Annotated in this window: 17 protein-coding genes; 8 read left to right on the plus strand and 9 right to left on the minus strand. The window is 65.0% G+C overall.

Annotated elements, in window-relative coordinates; translation table 11 throughout:
• The first annotated feature begins 114 nt into the window (after nt 1-114).
• On the plus strand, nt 115-3,018 hold the full coding sequence (locus tag AC3YMN_RS08935) for a bifunctional diguanylate cyclase/phosphodiesterase (protein WP_489889735.1): 2,904 nt from the start codon (nt 115-117) through the stop codon (nt 3,016-3,018).
• A gap of 36 nt (nt 3,019-3,054) precedes the next feature.
• Here AC3YMN_RS08935 and AC3YMN_RS08940 read toward each other — a convergent pair whose 3' ends face one another.
• Nucleotides 3,055-3,762 (minus strand): L,D-transpeptidase, encoded by a 708-nt coding sequence (locus AC3YMN_RS08940; RefSeq protein WP_489889736.1) that lies wholly within the window; start codon nt 3,760-3,762, stop codon nt 3,055-3,057.
• Nucleotides 3,763-4,001: 239 nt separating this feature from the next.
• Between AC3YMN_RS08940 and AC3YMN_RS08945 the strand changes: the two genes are divergently transcribed.
• On the plus strand, nt 4,002-4,511 hold the full coding sequence (locus AC3YMN_RS08945) for a lipocalin family protein (protein WP_489889737.1): 510 nt from the start codon (nt 4,002-4,004) through the stop codon (nt 4,509-4,511).
• Here the strand turns inward: AC3YMN_RS08945 and AC3YMN_RS08950 are convergent, their stop codons facing one another.
• The 6 genes from AC3YMN_RS08950 to AC3YMN_RS08975 form a co-directional block, all read right to left on the minus strand.
• Nucleotides 4,512-5,210, minus strand: a complete 699-nt coding sequence (locus tag AC3YMN_RS08950; protein ID WP_127754634.1) for a FadR/GntR family transcriptional regulator — start codon at nt 5,208-5,210, stop codon at nt 4,512-4,514.
• 11 nt (nt 5,211-5,221) lie between these two features.
• Complete coding sequence (locus AC3YMN_RS08955; RefSeq protein WP_489889738.1) at nt 5,222-6,253, minus strand: four-carbon acid sugar kinase family protein; 1,032 nt, start codon at nt 6,251-6,253, stop codon at nt 5,222-5,224.
• Nucleotides 6,250-7,866 (minus strand): ABC transporter ATP-binding protein, encoded by a 1,617-nt coding sequence (locus AC3YMN_RS08960; RefSeq protein ID WP_489889739.1) that lies wholly within the window; start codon nt 7,864-7,866, stop codon nt 6,250-6,252. The genes AC3YMN_RS08955 and AC3YMN_RS08960 overlap by 4 nt, the downstream gene beginning before the upstream one ends.
• Nucleotides 7,859-8,782: an ABC transporter permease gene (locus AC3YMN_RS08965; RefSeq protein ID WP_489889740.1), complete on the minus strand. Its 924-nt coding sequence runs from the start codon at nt 8,780-8,782 to the stop codon at nt 7,859-7,861. The genes AC3YMN_RS08960 and AC3YMN_RS08965 overlap by 8 nt, the downstream gene beginning before the upstream one ends.
• Before the next feature lie 11 nt (nt 8,783-8,793).
• Nucleotides 8,794-9,708 (minus strand): ABC transporter permease, encoded by a 915-nt coding sequence (locus tag AC3YMN_RS08970; protein WP_489889741.1) that lies wholly within the window; start codon nt 9,706-9,708, stop codon nt 8,794-8,796.
• 78 nt (nt 9,709-9,786) lie between these two features.
• Nucleotides 9,787-11,232, minus strand: a complete 1,446-nt coding sequence (locus AC3YMN_RS08975; RefSeq protein ID WP_489889809.1) for an ABC transporter substrate-binding protein — start codon at nt 11,230-11,232, stop codon at nt 9,787-9,789.
• A 363-nt stretch (nt 11,233-11,595) separates the two neighbouring features.
• Here AC3YMN_RS08975 and AC3YMN_RS08980 point away from each other — a divergent pair, with 363 nt between their 5' ends.
• The 4 genes from AC3YMN_RS08980 to AC3YMN_RS08995 are packed head-to-tail and all read left to right on the plus strand — an operon-like array spanning nt 11,596 to nt 15,773.
• Entirely contained in the window at nt 11,596-12,768 is a 1,173-nt protein-coding gene (locus tag AC3YMN_RS08980; RefSeq protein ID WP_489889742.1) for a sialidase family protein, read from the plus strand.
• A complete protein-coding gene (pdxA, locus tag AC3YMN_RS08985; protein ID WP_127754628.1) occupies nt 12,765-13,715 on the plus strand; it encodes a 4-hydroxythreonine-4-phosphate dehydrogenase PdxA in 951 nt (316 codons plus the stop codon). The genes AC3YMN_RS08980 and pdxA overlap by 4 nt, the downstream gene beginning before the upstream one ends.
• A complete protein-coding gene (locus AC3YMN_RS08990; RefSeq protein WP_489889743.1) occupies nt 13,712-14,641 on the plus strand; it encodes a dihydrodipicolinate synthase family protein in 930 nt (309 codons plus the stop codon). The genes pdxA and AC3YMN_RS08990 overlap by 4 nt, the downstream gene beginning before the upstream one ends.
• Nucleotides 14,634-15,773 carry an iron-containing alcohol dehydrogenase gene (locus AC3YMN_RS08995; RefSeq protein WP_489889744.1) on the plus strand — a complete coding sequence of 380 codons (1,140 nt, stop codon included), beginning with the start codon at nt 14,634-14,636 and terminating at the stop codon, nt 15,771-15,773. Before AC3YMN_RS08990 ends, AC3YMN_RS08995 begins: the two co-directional genes overlap by 8 nt.
• Nucleotides 15,774-15,809: 36 nt before the next feature.
• Here the strand turns inward: AC3YMN_RS08995 and arsC are convergent, their stop codons facing one another.
• Nucleotides 15,810-16,232, minus strand: a complete 423-nt coding sequence (gene arsC, locus AC3YMN_RS09000; RefSeq protein ID WP_489889745.1) for an arsenate reductase (glutaredoxin) — start codon at nt 16,230-16,232, stop codon at nt 15,810-15,812.
• Nucleotides 16,229-17,227 carry a UDP-N-acetylmuramate dehydrogenase gene (gene murB, locus AC3YMN_RS09005; protein WP_489889746.1) on the minus strand — a complete coding sequence of 333 codons (999 nt, stop codon included), beginning with the start codon at nt 17,225-17,227 and terminating at the stop codon, nt 16,229-16,231. Before murB ends, arsC begins: the two co-directional genes overlap by 4 nt.
• 154 nt (nt 17,228-17,381) lie before the next feature.
• Here murB and AC3YMN_RS09010 point away from each other — a divergent pair, with 154 nt between their 5' ends.
• Together AC3YMN_RS09010 and scpC are read left to right on the plus strand one after the other, a co-directional pair.
• A complete protein-coding gene (locus tag AC3YMN_RS09010; RefSeq protein ID WP_489889747.1) occupies nt 17,382-18,203 on the plus strand; it encodes a universal stress protein in 822 nt (273 codons plus the stop codon).
• Between the two features lie 69 nt (nt 18,204-18,272).
• Nucleotides 18,273-19,778: a succinyl-CoA:acetate CoA-transferase ScpC gene (scpC, locus tag AC3YMN_RS09015; RefSeq protein ID WP_489889748.1), complete on the plus strand. Its 1,506-nt coding sequence runs from the start codon at nt 18,273-18,275 to the stop codon at nt 19,776-19,778.
• Nucleotides 19,779-19,785: the final 7 nt, after the last annotated feature.

The raw sequence follows: 19,785 nt of genomic DNA on the forward strand, positions 1-19,785 counted from the left end.
GTTTAGTTATCCCATTGAAGTACCTATAGTTGTCTGCCCGCCGATCCAAGTTGCCGCCGAAGTCGACATGTTGGATTCAGGGTTTTGCAATGGCTTTGCACTAGAAGGGAGTGCTTGAGGGGCCAGTTCAGCTCAATGTTGCGCGTCTATTCCGGTATCGTCGACAATCATGATCCGGCCTATGTCGCGCTCGCGGCCATTATTTGCATCCTGAGCAGTTTCACTGCTGTCGGCCTGGCCCAGCGGGCCATCGGGGAGAAGGGGCAGGGCCGCGTTTTATGGCTGTTTGCGGCGGGCGTGGTCACCGGCACAGGGGTGTGGACCACCCATTTCACTGCAATGCTCGGGTTTCTGCCGCAGGCAGGATTGCATTTCAATCCGCGCGAGGCGCTGGTTTCGGTCGGGCTCTGCTTGGTGCTGACGACGCTGGGCTGGATTGTTGGTTTTGCCAATCCGCAGCGGGCACGTGGTCTCCTGGCGGGCGTGCTGATCGGCGCGGGACTGGCGATCGCCCATTTCTTTGACATGACAGCGCTGCATGGCGCCGAGATCGTGCGGATTGATTACGGTTTGCTGGCGATGGCGGTGATCGGGGGCATCGCGATCACCGCGCTTGCGGGCCCGCTGCTGCAGCGCTTTGCCCAGGCGACGCTGGCCTGGCCCGCGGGTGCGGCCCTGGCGCTGGGGGTTTTGTTTCTCCATTTTGTTGCCAGTGCGGGCCTCGAGTTGGCCCCATTGACGGGGCTGCCGGCCCGGCCGGAGCTGAAGCTGGCGGGTGTCGGAGGGGTGCTGGTTGGAGGGAGCCTGCTGCTGCTGGCTTCGGCGCTGACGCTGGTGTTTCATCACCGGCGCCTGGCGGATGTCACGGCTGCCGATGGCAAGCGGCTGGCCTCGGCGCTCGAGGCGCTGCGGGGCAGCGAAGCCCATCACCGTGCCTATATCGAGCTCAATTCCCAGATTCAGTGGCTGTCCGATGCCAATGGACGGGTGCTCGAGATGGGGCCGCGCTGGTGGGAGTGCGTGGCGGTGTCGCGCGAGCAAAGTATTACCGAGGGTTGGCTCAATGCCATGCATCCCGATGACCGCGAGCCGGTGCGCGCACTGTGGGCGCGGGCGGTTCGCACTGGCGACGGGAGCATTGCCGATGTGCGCTATCGCGTGCGGTTTCGCGATGGCAGCTATCGCTGGTTTCGGGCCCGGGCCCGGCCGCTGCGCGACGAAGCCGGCACGGTGCTGCGCTGGTATGGCTCGCTCGAGGATATAAACGATCAGGTGGCGGCCGAAATGGCGCTGCGCCGCAGCGAAGAGCGCTATCGGCTGGCGTCCGAAGCGACCAACGACATCATCTGGGATTATGACGTAGAGCGCGATCGCACCACCTGGACCGGGATTGCGGGCAAGGTTCTGGGTTATCCCGAACTGGCGCAAGGCACTACTATCGCCTGGTGGGCCGACAAGGTGCATCCCGAGGATCGCGGTGCGCTGGTGGGGATGGAAAAGCCGCTCGGGCGGGACGGGCAAGGGCAGAATACCCAGGAATACCGGTTCCGCACGGTGAATGGGGATTATATCTGGGTCTCCTCGCGCCGGGTGCTGGTGCCCGATGCTTCTGGCAAGCCCGTGCGGTTCGTTGGCTCGATGCTCGATATCACCGCGCGCAAGCAGGCCGAGACCGAGCTGCAATGGGCGGCGTTCCATGATCCGCTGACGGGGCTGCCCAACAGGGCGCTGTATGCCCAAAGGCTCGATGCAGCGCTGGAGCGGGCGCGTGGCACCGGCGAGATCGTGGGCTTGCTGGTGTTTGACCTCAACAACTTCAAGACGCTCAACGACACGATGGGCCATGCCGCGGGCGATCGGCTGCTCAAGGAGATCGCCAGCCGGCTGGTGGCCGCAGCGCCTGAGGGGGTAACCGTCGCGCGGCTGGGGGGCGATGAATTTGCGGTCATCTCGCCGGGCCTTGCGGCCGAGGATCTGCGCATGGAAGTGGCGCGGCAGCGGCTTGGCCCGCTTGACCAGCCCGTTGCCATTGACGGGCTGCAGATCGCGGTCAGCTATTGCGCGGGAGGCGCGGTGTTTCCCCGGGATGCGCAAAGCGCGGGCGAGCTGCTGCGGGCGGCGGATCTGGCGCTTTATGCCGCCAAGGCGGATTTGCCCGGAACGATCCGCGGCTTCCAGCCGCAGATGCTGCAGGCCTCCGAAGCGCGAGCCAGGGCGCTGGCCAATGCACGCAAGGCGCTCGATACCGACGCTATCGTGCCGTTCTACCAGCCCAAGCTGTGCCTGCGCTCGGGGCAGGTGACCGGTTTTGAGGCGCTGCTGCGCTGGCATGACCAATCCGGGTTGCAGCCGCCGGCCAGCATTGCCGCCGCATTCGATGATGCCCAGCTCTCGGTCGAGATCACCGATCGCATGCTCGACCGGGTGCTGGCCGATTGCGTGGCGTGGCGTGAAGGTGGGCTGGAGGTTGGCCGGGTGGCGCTCAACCTGTCGGCGGCGGATCTGCGCCAGCGGGGGCTCGCGGAACGGGTGCTCTTGCGGCTCGACAATGCGGGACTGCCGGGAAGTGTGCTCGAACTCGAAGTCACCGAATCCGTGCTGATCAGCCAGATGGGCGGGCATGTGAGCACGCTTGAAAAGCTGCAGCAGGCGGGTGTCACCATTGCGCTCGACGATTTCGGCACGGGCTATGCCTCGCTGACGCATTTGCAGCAGTTCAAGGTGGATGTGCTCAAGATCGACCGCTCCTTTGTGGAGCTGATCGGCTCGAGCGAGCGGCGCGACACGGCGGTGATCAATGCGGTGCTGGAAATGTCGCGCAGCATGGGCATCACCACGGTGGCCGAGGGGATCGAGCGGCGCGAGCAGGCCGAATTTCTGCACGAGCGCGGCTGCGATCTTGGCCAGGGCTATCTGTTTTCCCGGCCCATTCCCGCCAGCCGGGTTCCCGACCTCCTCGAGCAGTTGGAGGAGCGCCGCTGGGAAGCGGCGCTCCGGGCCGACCAGACCGCCGGCTAAGGGGCTGCACCAGGCGGCAGCCCCATGCTGCGGGGATCAGGCGACAACGAGCGGGGCGCCGCTTCGAACATGATCATAGAGATGGATGATGTCCTGAGGCAGCATGCGGACGCAGCCGCTGGATACGGCCTTGCCGATCGTGGTTTCGTCCTGGTTGCCGTGGATGCGGTAGATCGTGTCCCGGTTGCCCTGGTGAATATAAAGCGCGCGGGCGCCGAGGGGATTGTCCGGTCCCGGCTCCATGCCGCGGCGGTATTGCTCGAGTTCGGGGTGGCGATCGATCATTTCGGACGGCGGCGTCCAGCGCGGCCAGGCGCGCTTATAGGCGATATGGGCACGCCCGGACCATTCAAAGCCTGCAGCACCGATGCCCACGCCATAACGGGTGGCGCGACCGTTTTCCCCCACATGGTAAAGGAAGCGATCGGTGGTATCGACAATCACCGTGCCGGGCTTTTCCCCGGTGGGATCGTCTACCTCCTGGCGCCAATAAACGGCTGGCACCAGTTCCATGCGCGACGCGCGAACGGGATAAAGATCATCGGTGATGGCGCCATACATAGCCTGGACATCGGGCGGCACGCTGGTGGGCAGGGGCTTGGCCGTGGGCGGCGCATTGGGGGCGCTGATTGCCGAGGCGGCAACGAGGCCCGTGGCAGAACTGGTGCATCCCGCCAGTCCCAGCCCGGCAAGGGCTGCACCTCCGGCCAGAAAGCTGCGCCTGCTCAATACGGGGCTCGTCATTGGACCATCCTTGGTTCTTTGTGGTTTTGCCGGGGCTGACCCGGAGGGAAGAAAGGTCAGTACTGTTGACGCAGCGCAAAGGGCAGACCCCTCAAACGATCGTGTGCTCTTTGGGGGCAGATGGGGGAGAGGTGAGGTTTTGCGGCAACGGTTTGGCGCGCCAAGGGCCGCAAAGTGGCCGGTTTGTCGCAGGGGGAACGTTGCCGGCGGGGTGGCGTTGGACCGGCAAGGAGTGTCCCATGAGTGCTGTAACCACGATCCCCAAGCTCGATCTCAATCGCTATCTCGGCCGCTGGTATGAGATCTGCCGGCTGCCGCTCAAATGGGAGGACGAGACTGCCACCGACATCACCGCGACCTATTCGCTGACCGATGGGGGCAAGGTGCGGGTGGACAATCGCTGCTTTGATGCGGAAGACAAGCCCAGCCAGGCTCTGGGGGAAGCCACACCGGTCGATGACAGCAAGGCCAAGCTCAAGGTGACGTTTCTGCCGGGGTTTATCCGCTGGCTGCCGTTCACCAGCGGGGATTACTGGGTGCTCAAGCTCGATCCCGACTACCAGGTGGCGCTGGTGGGCGGCCCGGACCGCAACAATCTTTGGGTGCTGGCGCGTGAGCCGCAACTGCCCGAGGCGGTGCTCGAGGATTATCTCGCGGAAGCACGCCGGCAGGGCTTTGACCTCAGCAAGCTGATCACGCCGCGCCATACCGGCCGCCAGGTCACCGACGCGATGGTCGAGGCGCAGTAGCTAGCGGCGTGGCTCGAACAAGCGATCGCGCGAGCCGGAGAGGTGGGTTTTCATCATCTGGCGCGCGCCCTCGGCATCGCCTGCGCGAATGGCGTCGTAAATGGCGGTGTGTTCGGTGAATACATGCGCGAGCCCATCGCTGGTGCTGCGCAACGACATGCCATGAAAGCGCATGCCCACGGCGATATGTTCTTCCAGCGCCTGCATGGCGGTGGAGAAATAGGGATTGCCCGAGGCCTTGGCGATGGCCAGGTGGAACATGAAATCGGCATCGGCGCGGTGGGCCTGCCGGTTCGTGGCGTCGCGCAACAGATCAAGCGCGCCCCGGATTTCCGCAAGCGCCGCATCGGTGCGGCGCGTTGCCGCCATGGCCGCCCCTTCGGGCTCGATGGTGAGGCGGAAATCATAGCAGTGCTGCAGATCGGAGAGGTTCTCCATCTGCCCAAAGCCCAGCGGCTCGCGCAGGCCATGGTCGCGCACAAAGCTGCCGGCGCCACGGCGTGAATAGATCAGCCCCTGATCGCGCAGGCGCTGCAGGGCGTCGCGCACGACAGGCCGCGAAACCTGGAATTCGGCCGCCAGCGTATGCTCGGTGGGCAGGCGCTCATCGACGCCATAGGCACCTGATTTGATGGCCCGCAACATGCGGTCGAAAACCGCGTCGGAAAGGCTGCGCCGTGCCTGGAGACCATCGGACATAGCTGTTCGTGTCACTCCCCTTGCCCCGCAACCGGGGAGGCAAGCAGACGCAGCAGCGTGTCGCTGTCGCCAAAGCCCCCCGATTTGGTGATTATCGTGAAGCCCCCGCCCCGGGCAAGGGGCAGACCGGGCAAGGCTTCGCCGTCAAGGAACAGCACGCCAATGCCCATGGCCTCGAGAATGGCATGGGCGGTGGCGCCGCCGGAAAGCACGAGGCGGGTGCCGGGTGCGGGGGCCAGCCGGGCAAGGGACGCGGCCAGATTTGCGGCGACGCGGGGCGGTTCTGCCGGCTCGGCGCCAGGCGTCGCCTGCAACAGGGTGAGGGGCGCGGCGAGAGGCAATTGCGCTGGCGCGATTCCGAGCGGGGCGGCGAGATAAACCAGGTCGGGCCGGCGTGCCCGCAGGGCTTCGATCTGCGCCAGGGTGATGGGATCGGTGGAGCCGATGACGTAGATCGTTGACGCCGGTGCCGCTGCGGCGAGGTGCGGCTCGTTTGCGGTGGACCAGCTCTGGGCCAGCGCCTCGGCGAGGCCACGGGCGCCCACCAGCAGATCATGCTCGCCGCTGGCGAGCGCTGCGGCGATATCGGCCTGGGTGACGGCGTGGGGGATGGCTGCCCTGCCGGCATGGCCGCCGAGGCGGCTCGCGACGCTGATGGGATCGCTGATGCCAAAGCCGCCCAATTGCCCGTCGCGCACCCAGCGGCCAAAGGCGGGGATCGCGGGGATCACGAGGGCGCTGGTATAAGTGATGGCGTCGAGCTCGGCGGGGATATTGCCCTTGAGGCGAGAGTCGACCTTTTTGAAGATCGGCAGCCCCCGGGGCAGTTCGGCAAGCGCTTCGTGGACGGCGGCCGTGGCGGCGAGCGGGTCGATCTCGCGGCTATTGGTGGATACGCCCACGATCTCGGCGCCGCTGGCCAGCGCCTCGGTCAATCCGGCCGGCGCGAGCGCCACGGCGGTCGAGAGGCCATGCATGGCGAAGGGGGCGCTGGCATCGAGCGCCCCAGTCAGATCGTCGGCGAGCACAACCAGCCGGGTCATGCCAGGCCGGTGGCGGCGACGCGGCGCTGCGCCTGCACTTCAGGGTCAGGATCGAGTGCCGCGGCCAGGAGGCGCTGGGTATAGGGGTGCGTTGGCGCCGTGAAGATCTGCTCGGTGGGGCCGCGCTCGACGATCTCGCCGGCCTTCATCACAATCACCGTATCGGCGAAGTCGCGCACGACTCCCAGATCATGGGCGATGAAGAGGAATGAAATTCCCAGCCGTTCGCGCAGGCTGTTGAGCAGCGCAATCACCTGGGCCTGGATGGAGACGTCGAGCGCCGAAACCGCCTCGTCGCAGATGATGAGTTCGGGCTCAAGCGCAAGGGCCCGGGCAATGGCGATGCGCTGGCGCTGGCCGCCCGAGAACTGATGGGGATAGCGGGTGGCGTGTTCGGCGCTGAGGCCGACTTGCTCCAGCAGTTCACGCACGCGCGCCTGACGCTGCTTGCGGTCGGGCATGAGCTTGTGGATGTCCCAGCCCTCGGAAATCAGCTGGTAAACCGACATGCGCGGATTGAGCGACTGGGTGGGGTCCTGGAACACCATCTGGATCTGCCGGCGCACGCCGAGCAGCTCGCGCGGGCTGAGCTTGAGCAGGTCCTGCCCCTTCCAGAACGCCGCTCCGCTATCGGCGGTCTCGAGGCGCAGGATCGAGCGGGCGAGGGTGGATTTGCCCGAGCCACTTTCGCCCACCACGGCCAGGCTTTGCCCGCGCCGCAGGGTGAGGGACACGCCCTTGAGGGCGGTATATTGCCCATAGGTCTTGCAGAGGTCGCGCGCTTCGAGCAGCACCGGCGCTTGCGCGTCAAGCAGGCGGATCTCGCCCTTGCCGGGCGCCGAGCCGATCAGCTTGCGCGTATAGGCGTGCTGGGGGTTGTGGTAGACATCGTGGACCGTGCCGGCCTCGACGATCTGGCCGCTGTTCATGACGACGACACGGTCGGCAATTTCGGCGACGACCCCAAGGTCATGGGTGATGAGCACGAGGCCCATGCCGGTTTCGGCCTGCAACTCCTTGAGCAAGGCCAGCACGTCAGCCTGGATGGTGACGTCGAGCGCGGTGGTGGGCTCGTCGGCGATCAGGATATCGGGCTTGAGCGCCAAAGCCATGGCGATCATCAGGCGCTGGCGCTGGCCGCCCGAGAACTGATGGGGGTATTTGCGCACGGCGTTTTCGGGTTCGGGAATGCCGACGCGGGTGAGGAGATCGAGCGTGCGGGCGCGCGCTTCGGCGGGTGAGCGGCCATGGGCGGTCATCACCTCGCCGATCTGCCAGCCCACCGGGTAAACCGGGTTGAGATGGCCCAGCGGGTCCTGGAAGATCATGGCGATGCGCTTGCCATTGATGGCGCGGCGCTGCTCGTTGCTCATCGTCAGCAGGTTCTTGCCCTCAAAGAGGATCTCGCCCGAGGTGATATGGGCGGGGGGCATATCGAGGATGTTGAGTACGGCCGAGGCGGACACCGACTTGCCCGAGCCGCTTTCCCCGAGGATGGCGAGGGTTTCGCCGCGATTGACTGACCAGGACACATTGCGCACGGCGTGGACGGTGCCGCGAGCGGTGTGGAAATCAACCGACAGGTTGTGAACCGAAAGCAGGGCCTCAGGCATCGGTGGTGCTCCGCGCTTCAAGGCGCCAGCGCTGGGCGGGATCGAGCGCGACGCGCATCCAGTTGGACAAGAGATTGAGGGCAAGAGTGGTGATGACGATCAGCAGGCCCGGCCAGAAGGCCAGCCACCAGGCCGAGGTCAGATAGGGGCGGCCCTGCGACACCATCAGGCCCCAGGTGATGTCGGGCGGCTGAATGCCGATGCCGAGGAACGACAGCGAGGATTCGGCCAGCATCACAAAGGCGAAATCGAGCGTCGCGATGGTGACCAGCGTGGGCGCAACGACGGGCAGGATATGGCGGAGGATAATGCGGCGGTTCGAAGCGCCCATCACCACGGCGGCCTGCACGAACATACGCTGGCGCACTTCGAGCACTTCGGCGCGGGTGGTGCGCAGATAGATGGGGATGCGGGTGATGGCCAGAACCAGGATCATGTTGGGGATGGAGGGCCCCAGCACGTAAAGCACGATCACTGCGATCAGCAGCGAAGGGAAGCTCATGATGACGTCGGCGAGGCGCATGATGGCCTGCGAGACATGCTTGCCGAGATAGCCGGCGAGCAAGCCCAGCACGGCGCCCACCAGCATGGCGACGGCCACGGTGCCGGCGGCGACCAGCATGGTCGAGCGCGCCGCGACAACGAGGCGCGCGAGCATGGGACGGCCAAGGCTATCGCCGCCCAGCACAAAGGCCCAGCCGCGCGCGAGGTCAAAGGGCGGGCTGTTGCGGCCGCGCAGGTTTTGGCTCGAGGCGAGATCGCCCAGCAGCATGGGGCCGAACACGGCAAAAAGGATGATGATCAGCAGCACGATGGCCGACACAAAGGCCAGCTTGTCGCGCCAAAGCATGGAGAGCAGCGGCCAGTGGCGCTGTTTTTCGCTGGGGGCGGGAGTGACGGTAGACAGGTCCGACATGGCGCGCCTCCTCAGTGCCGAATGCGCGGATCGAGCAGGCCATAGGCGATGTCGATCAGGATGTTCATGAGGAAAATGGCGATCGCGGTGACCATGATGGCGGCGAGCACGACATTGAAATCGCGCTGCAGGATGGAGTCGATCATGAGCTTGCCAATGCCGGGGAAGCCGAAAATGGTTTCAACGATCACCGCGCCGTTGAGCATGGCCGCGGCCTGGTCGCCGATCACGGTGATCACGGGCAGCATGGCATTGCGCAGGGTATGCACGAAAATGATGGGCAGGTTGCGCACGCCCTTGGCCTTGGCCGTCTTGACATAGGGGGCGCTCAGCGCCGCGAGCATGGAGCCGCGCACCACCTGCACGATGAGCCCGAAGGGGCGCACAAACAGCACGGCAATGGGCAAGATCCAGTGCAAGGGCGTGCCGACGCCCGAAGTGGGCAGCCAGGCCAGGTTGATCGAGAAGATGACGATAGCGACGATGGCAATCCAGAAATCGGGGGCCGAAGCGCCGATCAGCGAGATGATGGACACCAGCCGGTCAAAGAACCCGCCGACATTGAAGGCGGCCAGGGCGCCAAGGATAATGGAGGCCACGACGACGAGCGCCATGGTGATCAGCGCCAGCGGCAAGGTCCAGGCATAGGCTTCCAGCACCACATCGATGGCCGGCCGCGCCTTGCGCAGGCTTTCGCCGAAATCGAGATGCAGGAAATCCCACACATAGCGGCCGAACTGTTCCATCAGCGGCAGGTCCAGGCCATTGATGGCGCGGAACTGCGCCTTCATTTCCTCGGTCGCATCGATGGGCAGGAACAGGGCCGCCGGATCACCGGTGAGGCGGGACAGGAAAAAGACCAGCACGAGCAGGCCCAGGAGCGACAGCAAGCTGGCGATGGCGCGCTGCGAGATCAGTTTGGTCATGGCCGATCATCCGGTTGGAAGCGAAAGACGATGCCGGGGTTTGGACCCGGCATCGCGAAGTTTGGTAATCGGGGCGGCTTACTTGAAGCCGATTTCCGAGAGCTGCAGCTGCTGGTTGGTGGCGATGGTGGGCGTGAAGTCGAGACGCTCACTGACGCGGCTATGGCCAACCATGTGGAAGAGGAGGGCGTCGGCGACGATCTCGTCATGCACATAGGCAAAGAGCTCGGACCAGAGGGCAGCGCGTTCATCGCCGGTCGCAGCCGTGGCCTTTTCGATCAGCTCATCGACCTTGGGGTCGCTGACGCCCGACTGGGTGCCGTTGCTGTGGTACTTGAAGTACATCGAGAATACCGGGTCGCCGCGCGAATTGTCGTGCTGGGCGACAACCAGCTGGGCAGGACGGCCTTCGGGATAGGGCTTGGAGTAGTACTGCTCGTGCTCGGCCACTTCCACCATGCGCAGGCTGGCATTGAAGCCCACTTCGTTGAGCATCTGCACCAGGGCTTCGCCGACTTCGGTGACATGGGGGAAGTTCTCGGTGCGCGCGATCACTTCCACCGGGGCCTTGACGTTGACGCCTTCGGCTTCGGCTTCGGCGAGCCAGGCCTTGGCCTGTTCGGGGTCATAGGCGGGGAGCTCGAGATCGGCGTTCCAGCCGAGCGTCGTCGGCGGGACCATGGCGGTCGCGAGTTCAGTGCCGGCGGCGAGCACGGTGCCGATAAAGGCTTCGCGGTCGATGGCGGCGTTGAGTGCCTTGCGGACGCGCAGGTCACCCATGGGCTCGACGGTCTGGTCGATGCGCAGGTAGACGGTTTCCGAATTGGGATAGGTGAAGTCGGTCGCCGGGTTGGTGGCTTCCACTTCGGTGATCTGGGGCGCGATATCGGCTTCGCCGGTTTCCACCATGGCCGCGCGCACGGCGGGCTCGGAGCGGAATACATAGGTGGCCGAGGTCACGGCCGGAGCCTCGCCCCAGTAATCGTCGCGGCGGGTCAGCACGATCTGCTGGCCGGCGGTCCAGTCGGTCATGGCATAGGGGCCGGTGCCGATCGGCTCACGCACAAATTCCATCGGCGTTTCGGAGGGCACGATGGTCACGAGCGACATCAGCAGCGGCAGAATGGGCTGCGCCGGCTCGGCCTTGACGTCGATGGTGTGGTCATCGACCACGGTGAAGGTCAGGTCGGTGTCGGCGAAATAGCGCGCGCTTTCGCAGGTCAACTGGTCGCTGAACACGCGGTCAAAGGAGTGCTTGACGTCGGCAGCGTCAAAGCTGGTGCCATCCGAGAAGGACACACCCTGACGCAGCTTGAACTGCCAGGTGCCGTCGCCCTTGTCTTCCCACGATTCCGCCAGGCGCGGCATCAGGCCCTTGTCGCCGCGCACATCGAGCTCGGTCAGGGTTTCGCTGATGTTCTGGAGCACGACGCGGCCGATATTGGACCGGGTGGCCATGCAGGGATCCACCAGGTCGAGCTCTTCGCTCAAGACCACGGTGATATCGGTATCGGACTGCGCCATTGCCGGGGCAATCGCGGTGGAAGCCAGCAGAACGCCGACCAGAATGCGTTTGAAGATCAATTCTACCTCCCTAAGGCAGCTTGCGGATGGATGAACGCCGCTGCGAAGCGCTCCCGCTCGTTCCTCCGGACGTGCCGATAGCAGTCGGCTTGCCGTTGGCCGGCACTATCTAGCGCTGTCATGCAGTTGTCAAACGAATTTGGGCGAGTGCCGCTGCGGCATTCCGTTCTTTCAACTAACCCCCTGATTGTAATCATCTATCTCCGTTATCCTCTGGCTTGACCGTGTGAAATGTGGCAATAATAACTTGACAACATGGATCGTCCCGCCGAGTTTGCGGCAACCAAAACCGTGGGGAGAGACATGACTCCAGACCAAATCGCCGCTCGCATGACGGGGGAGATCCTGCCCGGGCAGGACGGCTTGCTGGAGGCCTATCTGCCTTCGCCCATGGTGCAGAACCATGCCGCCTTCATCGAGCGCCTGGAGGATGGCACGCTGGCTTGCCTGTGGTTCGGCGGCACGCTCGAGGGTAAGTCCGACATCTCCGTGTTCGGCTGCACGCTGGCGCCCGGCGCCGAGCGCTGGTCCGAGCCGGTGCAGCTGAGCAATGATCCCGAGCGCTCCGAGCAAAACCCGGTGCTGACGCGTAACGAGCGCGGCCAGTGGCAGCTGTTCCACACCGCCCAGCCCGCCGGCAACCAGGACGAGTGCCTGCTGCGGGCCCGCCTGATCACGCTCGAAAATGGCCTCCTTGCCGGTGGCGAGCCGCGGCTGGTCGATCTGCCCCTGGGTACGTTTGTGCGCGCCCGCTTTGTGCGCCGCGCCGATGGTGCCTGGATGATGCCGGTGTTCCGCTGCATCCCGCGCCCCGGCCAGCGCTGGAACGGCAGCCATGATACCGCGGGCGTCGCCGTCAGCCATGACGATGGCGAGAGCTGGCAGCTGACCGAAGTGCCCGGCTCCATCGGCTCGGTGCATATGACCATCGTGCCGCTCGATGGCGAGCATATGGTGGCCTTTTATCGCCGCCGGCAGTCGGACTTCGTGCACCGCTCGGAAAGCCTTGATGGCGGCCTCACCTGGTCGGCCCCCGCGCCGACCGATGTGCCCAACAACAATTCCTCGATCAATGTGGTGCGCCTGCGCGATGGACGGCTGGCCATGGTGTGCAATCCCGCTTCTGCGGCCACTTCAAGCGATCGGCGCGTCTCGCTTTATGACGAGATCGAAGCGGGCGACGATCGGCCCGACGCCACGGGCGGCTGCCAGCCGATCTGGGGCGTGCCGCGCGCGCCGCTGAGCCTCTGCGTTTCGAGCGATGGCGGGCTGACCTGGCCCCTTCGTCGCGTCATCGATGACAGCCCCGGCACGTGCCTGTCCAACAATTCGGAAGACGGCCGCAACAAGGAATTGTCCTATCCCTATCTGCTGGAGGGCGAGGGCGGGGCGATCCATGTCGCCTACACTTATTTCCGGCGGGCAATCAAATATGTCCGGCTGCCCCAGGGCTGGATCGATGGAGGCGCTGCATGAGCGATGTAATCGGCATTACCATGGGCGACCCCGCCGGGGTCGGACCCGAGATCAGCGTGCGTGCGCTCAGCGAGATGAGCCCCGAGGACCGGGCGCGCACCCGCATCTATGGCGACCGGGCGACGCTGGAACTGGCGCTGGCCGCCACCGGCGTAACGCTCGATCTTGATGGCGTAGTGGAAGACCTGCCTATCGAAGGCGGGCCGCTGCCCTGGGGCAAGCTCGATCCGCGCGGCGGCGACGCCGCTTTCCGCTTCATCGAAAAGGCAGTGCGCGATTCCGAAGCCGGCCGCATCGGCTGCATCGTGACCGCGCCCATCAACAAGGAAGCGCTCAACCTGGCCGGGCATCACTATGATGGTCATACCGGCATGCTCGCGGCGCTGACGGGGCAAAAGTCGGCCTTCATGCTGCTCGCTTCCGAGCGGCTCAAGGTTATCCATGTCTCCACCCATGTGTCGCTCAAAACAGCGATCGACCGGGCGACGCCCGAGCGGATCCTCGCGACCATCCGTGCCGGCAACGAGCATCTCAAGCGCATCGGCTACGCCAAGCCGCGCATTGCCGTGGCCGGCATCAATCCCCATTGCGGGGAAGGCGGTTTGTTTGGCACCGAGGATGATGTGCAGGTGGCCCCCGCCGTCGCCATGGCCCGTGCCGAAGGCATCGAGGTGCAGGGGCCGATCTCAGCCGATACGGTTTATCACCGCGCCTACAATGGTGGGTTCGACCTCGTGATCGCCCAGTATCACGACCAGGGGCATATCCCCATCAAGCTCGTGGCCTTCGATACCGCGGTCAATGTCTCGCTCGGCCTGCCGATCGATCGCACTTCGGTTGACCATGGCACGGCCTTCGACATTGCCGGCACCGGCAAGGCCAACCACACCAATATGAATGCCGCGATCGCCTATGCGCGTCGCCTCGTTGCAGGAAAAAACACATGAATACGGCCCTGAACCTGCCCATCCATGGGGTGTTCTGCGCTTCGGCCACGCCGGTGGCGGCGGATGGCACGCCTGACCACGCTGCGTTTGCCGCCCACTGCGATGCGCTGCTCGATGAGGGTTGCGACGGCATCGCACTATTGGGCACGACGGGGGAAGCTAACAGCTTTTCCATTGCCCAGCGCCAGGCGCTGCTCGAGCAGGTAATCAGCAGCGGCATCGATCCGCAGCGCCTGCTGCCCGGCACTTCGCAGACCAATGTGCCCGATACCGTGACCCTCGTGCGCCATGCGGTGGATGCCGGGGTCAAGGCTGTCGTGGTGCTGCCGCCCTTTTACTACAAGGGCGTGAGCGACGAGGGCCTGTTTCGCTTTTACGCCGAGGTGATCGAGGCCGTGGGCAGCGATGCGCTGCGCGTCGTGCTGTATCACATTCCCCCTATCGCTCAGGTGGGGTTGTCACTCGAATTGGTCGGCCGGTTGCGCGAGGCGTTCCCGGGCTTGATCGTCGGCATCAAGGACAGCTCGGGCAAGCTTGAGAGCATGCAGGCTTTCGCTGGCGCCTTCGAGAATTTTTCGGTGCTCTCTGGCGCCGATCCCTTCATGCTGCCGCTGCTGCAGTCGGGCGGGGCGGGGTGCATCACCTCTTCGTCCAATCTGATCGGGGCGCATCTGCGCGTCGTTTTCGATGGCTGGCACGATCCGGCGCAAGCCGAGCAGGTGGCCCAGGCGCAGAGCCGGATCGAGGCCTGGCGCAACCTCTCCAATGCCTATGTGCAACTGCCCACCATCAAGGCGATGCTGGCCAAGCGGCGCGGTCATCCCGGCTGGACGCGGGTGCGCCCGCCGCTGGTGGAACTTGACGCCGCTCAGCTCGAAACTGTTTGGGGCCAGATGGCCGAACTTGAGGCGCAGGACAATGGCTGAAGCCACTCTTTCCATGGCACGGCCGATTACCTTGCTGCAGCCGGCGCGGCTGGAAATCGGCGCCGGCGCGATCAGCAAGCTCGGCGAATGGGCCGGCGCGTTCAGCCGCGTCTTCGTTGTGGCAATGCCGCCGACCCAGGGCTTTGTCGAGCGCATCGGCCTTGCCGGCGCGGTTGAACTGTTTGTCGACCTGCCGCCCGAGCCGGACCTGCCGGCGGTGGAACGGGTGCTGGCGGCGGCGCGCGCCTTCAAGCCCGATCTGGTGATCGGGTTGGGCGGCGGCTCGGTGATGGATGTCGCCAAGCTCGTGGCCGTCCTGTGGGACAGCACGGACACCATTCTTGATGTGGTGGGGCCGGGCAAGGTCAAGGGACGGCGCACGGCACTGGCCCAGGTGCCGACCACTTCGGGCACCGGCTCGGAAGCGGGGATCCGCGCGCTCGTGACCAATCCCGAGACCCTCGCCAAGCTCGCGATCGAAAGCCAGTTCATGCTGGCCGACCTTGCCATTCTCGATCCGGAGCTGACCTATTCGGTGCCTTCGGCGGTGACGGCGGCGACGGGCGTGGATGCGCTGGCCCATTGCGTTGAGGCCTTCACCAATATCAAGGCCCATCCGCTGATCGATGGCTATGCGCGGCTGGGGATCGAACTGGTCGGGCGCTTTCTGGCGCGGGCCGTGGCCAATGGTTCGGACACCGAAGCGCGGGCGGGGATGATGCTCGCCTCCTATTATGGCGGCATTTGCCTTGGGCCCGTGAACACGGCGGCCGGCCATGCGCTGGCCTATCCACTGGGCACGCGGCTCAAGCTGCCCCACGGCCTCGCCAATGCGATCATCTTTCCGCATGTGCTGGCCTTCAACCAGCCCGCGCGGCCCGACAAGACCGCCGAGATCATGGAGATGCTGGGGCTGCCGCCCGCAGAACGCCCTGGAGCGGTGCTGGCCGGGGCAATGCAGTTCTGCCGGCAGCTGGGGGTCGAGATGGGCCTTGGCGCGCATGGTGCTGAGGGCGCGGCCTTGCCCGACTGGGCCGTCGAAGCCCATGCCATTCGCCGGCTGATGGACAACAATCCGCGCGCGATGAGCATCGAAGATGTGCTGGCGATCTACCAGGCGGCACTGAACTGAAGTTTGCGGCGCCGGGCAAAACCCGGCGCTGCGCGATCAAACCACGCGGCGGCCCTCGGCATCGACCACCACTTCGCCATCTTCCTTGGTGAACGGGCCGATCGCGGGGTTTTCCAGGATCTCGAGCACGAGCTCGGAGGGGCGGCACAGGCGGGTGCCTTTGGCAGTCACCACAAAGGGCCGGTTGAGCAGGATCGGGTGCGCCGCGACGGCGTCCAGCATGGCCTCCTCATCGACCGAAGGGTCCCCCAGTCCCATCGCGTCAAAGGGCGTGCCCTTCTGGCGCAGCGCCTCGCGCAGCGTCAGGCCGGCATCGGCGACGAGTTCGCGGATCGTGGCGCGGCCGGGTGGGGTTTTGAGATATTCCACCACGTTCGGCTCGACGCCGCTTTGGAGGATCATGGCAAGGGTGTTGCGCGAGGTACCGCAATCGGGATTGTGGTAGATGGTGACGCTCATATGGTTTCGGGCTCCTGCACGAGGATAACGCCGAATTGCGCTTCGACGCCCGTGCGGACGCGATCGCTGATCTCGGCGATATCGGCATAGGTTGCGCCGCCATGATTGACCACGACGAGGGCGTGCCGCTCGGACACGCCGGCGCCGCCAATGCGCAGGCCCTTGAACCCGCTCTGCTCGATCAGCCAGCCCGCCGATAGCTTGCTGCGCCCATCGGGCTGCGCATAAGCGGGTGCGCCGGGATAGGAGGCGCGAATACGATCGACTGTCGTGGCATCAACCACCGGGTTATGAAAGAACGAGCCGGCATTGCCGGTTTGGGTCCAGTCGGGGAGCTTGGAGCGGCGCAGCTCGACCACCCGGTCCATGACCGCCTGGGGGCTGGCGTCCGCCGGCAATTCCGACAATCCGGCATAGCGCAGATTGGGTGTCCAAGGACGAGGCAGGGCGAAGCGCACGGCGGCAACGATGAAGCGGTTGGGCTCGCGCTTGAACAGGCTTTGCCGGTAGCTGAACGCGCAATCCTCGAGGGCCAATCGCACGAAGCACTGCTCGTGCGTGTCATAGGCGGAAAGCGAGGCGAAGCGGTCGGCCAACTCGAGCCCGTAGGCGCCGATATTTTGCACCGGAGCCGCGCCCACCGTGCCGGGAATAAGCGCCAGGTTCTCGAGCCCGGGCATGCCGTTGGCGACGGTGTAGCTGACGAAGTCGTGCCAGTTTTCCCCGGCGCCGGCTTCGATGATCGTTTGCTCGGGTGTATCTTGCAGGATCTGGCGGCCCTTGATCGCCATCTGCGCCACGATCCCCTCGAAAACGGGGCGCAGCACCACATTGCTGCCCTGGCCCAGGATGCGGAGCGGCAGGTTTAGCCGCTCGGCCGCATCCAGCAGCGCCGGGATGTCTTCGGGCGTGTTGATCGTCGTGCCAAAGCGCGCCTTGGCTGACAGGCCAAAGGTGTTGCAGGGTCGCAGGTCGAAGTCGGGAATCAATTGCATCGGCATACCCGCTAGCGGGCCTTGATGGTTTGAGCAAGGCTCCGCGTGGCAACGGAGGTGGCCCGCCGACTTGACCGAGGTCAAGGTCGCCCCGCCTTGGCCTTGCTAGTCTGGTGTGATGGCCCTGTGAGCTGGCCGGCAACGGGAGTGGCAGATGAAGGATATTGTGGTTCAACTCACCGGGTCCCCCGAGGACGAGTTTCGCCTGACCACCGCCGAAACAATTGCCCGCAGCTTCGAGGCGCACCTGACGGGGCTCCTTGTGCATATGCGGCCCGAGATTTTTGCCGGGCCCGAAGCGTCACTGGGCTTGATGTTGCAGGAAATGATCAACGAGGCCGAGCGGCTCACGCGCGAGCGGCAGGCAGCACTCGAAGATCGTCTCGACAAGATGGGATTGCCCACCGAGCTGCGCGTTGTTTCGGGTTTTGCCGGGACGGTGGGCAGTCAAATGGCGGCCGAAGCGCAGACCGCCGACCTTTTCGTTGGCACCAGGCCCTACGGGAAAGGAGCGCAGGATCCCCAGATTGAGGAAGCCGTGTTGTTTGAATCGGGCACCGGCTGCTTGTGGCTGCCGCCGATGAAAGCTGCCGCGAGCCCGCTCGATATGGTGCTGGTGGCGTGGAAAGACACACGTGAATCATCGCGAGCGGTCAAGGATGCGCTGCCGCTGCTGAAACTGGCGGGGCGGGTCGTCGTCGCCATGGTCACCGATGAGCCGGGTGAAGCCAGCGGCGTGGTCGAGGGCGGCGATATTGCCCGCTATCTCAGCCGGCATGGGGTGGCGGTGGAGCTCCGGGAGATCGCCGGCTGGCGCAATGCCGCCGAAGCGATCCAGAACGAGGCGGAAAAGCTGCGCGCCCAACTGATTGTTGCCGGGGCTTATAGCCATTCGCGCATGCGCGAGCGCCTGCTGGGCGGCGTCACCCGGGTGTTGCTGAGTGAAGCGGTGATCCCGGTGTTTATGTCCCGCTAGGGCAACCATCGGCAAATCACGCCCGGGCCGCGCGCCCGCTTTTCCCCCAACTACCCTGGTGCTGATGTGTTGAACCAAGCCGAACTCGCCGCCCGGATCCGCCGCCCCGAACTGCTCGAGCGCATTTGCACGGCGCGCGAAGCGGCCGACCGGCTGGCGGATGGCATGCTGGTGGGCATGAGCGGGTTCACGCGCGCCGGGGACGCCAAGGCGGTGCCGCTGGCCATGGCGGAACGGGCAGCGCTTGATCCGTTCAAGATCACCCTCATTACCGGGGCTTCGCTGGGCCATGACGTCGACCGGGTGTTGACCGAAGCGGGCGTTTTGGCGCGCCGCATGCCGTTTCAGGTGGATACGACGCTGCGCGCCGCCATCAACCGGGGCGAGGTGATGTTTATCGACCAGCACTTGAGCGAAACGGTGGAGCATCTGCGCTCGGGGCAACTTGGGGTGATGGACTACGCCATTGTGGAGGCGGCAGCGATCACCGAGGCCGGGGGCATCGTGCCCAGTACCTCGGTGGGCAATTCGGCCAGCTTTGCCGTTCTGGCTAAAAAGCTCATCGTCGAGATCAACCTCGCCCAGCCCCTGGCGCTGGAAGGGCTGCACGACATCTATTTCCCCTCCAAGCGCCCCACGCGCCTGCCGATTCCGATCGTTGCAGTCGACAGCCGGGTGGGCCTGCCTTATGTGCCGGTCGATCCCGACAAGATCGTGGCGATTGTCTTGACCCATACTGCCGACAGCGCCTCCAACAATGAACGGCCCGATGCCGATACCAACGCCATCGCGGATAAGCTTATCGGCTTGCTGGAAAGCGAAGTGGCCGCCGGACGGCTTGATCTGTCATTGCAGCCGCTGCAGGCGGGGATCGGCACCATCGCCAATGCGGTGCTGGCGGGGCTGGGCGATGGGCCGTTCCATCACCTCAAGATGTATTCCGAGGTGCTGCAGGATTCCACCTTTGATCTGTTTGATACCGGCAAGCTGGTGTTTGCCTCGGCCTCGTCGATCACCCTGACGGCGGAATGTGCCGGGCGCGTCTTCACCAATCTTGACCGCTATCGCGATCGGCTGGTGCTGCGGCCCCAGGAAATGAGCAACCACCCCGAAGTGGTGCGGCGGCTCGGGATCATCGCGATCAACACCGCGCTCGAGTTCGACCTTTATGGCAATGTGAACTCGACCCATGTGAACGGCACCCAGATGATGAATGGCATCGGCGGCTCGGGGGATTTTGCGCGCAATGCCTATCTGTCGATCTTTGTGACGCGATCCATGGCCAAGGGCGGCACGATCTCTTCGGTGGTGCCGATGGTGAGCCATGTGGATCACAGCGAGCATGACGTCGATATCGTCATCACGGAATGTGGCCTCGCCGATCTGCGAGACCTGGCGCCGCGCGAGCGGGCCCGCGCCATCATCGACAATTGCGTGCACCCCGACTACCGGGCGCAGCTCGAGGATTATTTCACGCGCGCCTGCGCCCGAGGCGGGCATACGCCCCATCTGCTGGAAGAAGCACTGTCCTGGCATCAGCGCCGCATGAGCACGGGCAGCATGCTCGCGGGCTGAGGGCTGG

This window comes from Devosia sp. Z11_6 (assembly GCF_058133665.1).

Coding starts and splice junctions, on each gene's coding strand:
- murB (WP_489889746.1), bottom strand. CDS start 17,227: ATGCAATTGATTCCCGACTTCGACCTGCGACCCTGCAACACCTTTGGC.
- pdxA (WP_127754628.1), top strand. CDS start 12,765: ATGAGCGATGTAATCGGCATTACCATGGGCGACCCCGCCGGGGTCGGA.
- AC3YMN_RS08970 (WP_489889741.1), bottom strand. CDS start 9,708: ATGACCAAACTGATCTCGCAGCGCGCCATCGCCAGCTTGCTGTCGCTC.
- AC3YMN_RS08980 (WP_489889742.1), top strand. CDS start 11,596: ATGACTCCAGACCAAATCGCCGCTCGCATGACGGGGGAGATCCTGCCC.
- AC3YMN_RS08965 (WP_489889740.1), bottom strand. CDS start 8,782: ATGTCGGACCTGTCTACCGTCACTCCCGCCCCCAGCGAAAAACAGCGC.
- AC3YMN_RS08990 (WP_489889743.1), top strand. CDS start 13,712: ATGAATACGGCCCTGAACCTGCCCATCCATGGGGTGTTCTGCGCTTCG.
- AC3YMN_RS08950 (WP_127754634.1), bottom strand. CDS start 5,210: ATGTCCGATGGTCTCCAGGCACGGCGCAGCCTTTCCGACGCGGTTTTC.
- AC3YMN_RS08955 (WP_489889738.1), bottom strand. CDS start 6,253: ATGACCCGGCTGGTTGTGCTCGCCGACGATCTGACTGGGGCGCTCGAT.
- AC3YMN_RS09010 (WP_489889747.1), top strand. CDS start 17,382: ATGAAGGATATTGTGGTTCAACTCACCGGGTCCCCCGAGGACGAGTTT.
- AC3YMN_RS08975 (WP_489889809.1), bottom strand. CDS start 11,232: ATGGCGCAGTCCGATACCGATATCACCGTGGTCTTGAGCGAAGAGCTC.
- AC3YMN_RS08995 (WP_489889744.1), top strand. CDS start 14,634: ATGGCTGAAGCCACTCTTTCCATGGCACGGCCGATTACCTTGCTGCAG.
- AC3YMN_RS08960 (WP_489889739.1), bottom strand. CDS start 7,866: ATGCCTGAGGCCCTGCTTTCGGTTCACAACCTGTCGGTTGATTTCCAC.
- AC3YMN_RS08945 (WP_489889737.1), top strand. CDS start 4,002: ATGAGTGCTGTAACCACGATCCCCAAGCTCGATCTCAATCGCTATCTC.
- AC3YMN_RS08940 (WP_489889736.1), bottom strand. CDS start 3,762: ATGACGAGCCCCGTATTGAGCAGGCGCAGCTTTCTGGCCGGAGGTGCA.
- arsC (WP_489889745.1), bottom strand. CDS start 16,232: ATGAGCGTCACCATCTACCACAATCCCGATTGCGGTACCTCGCGCAAC.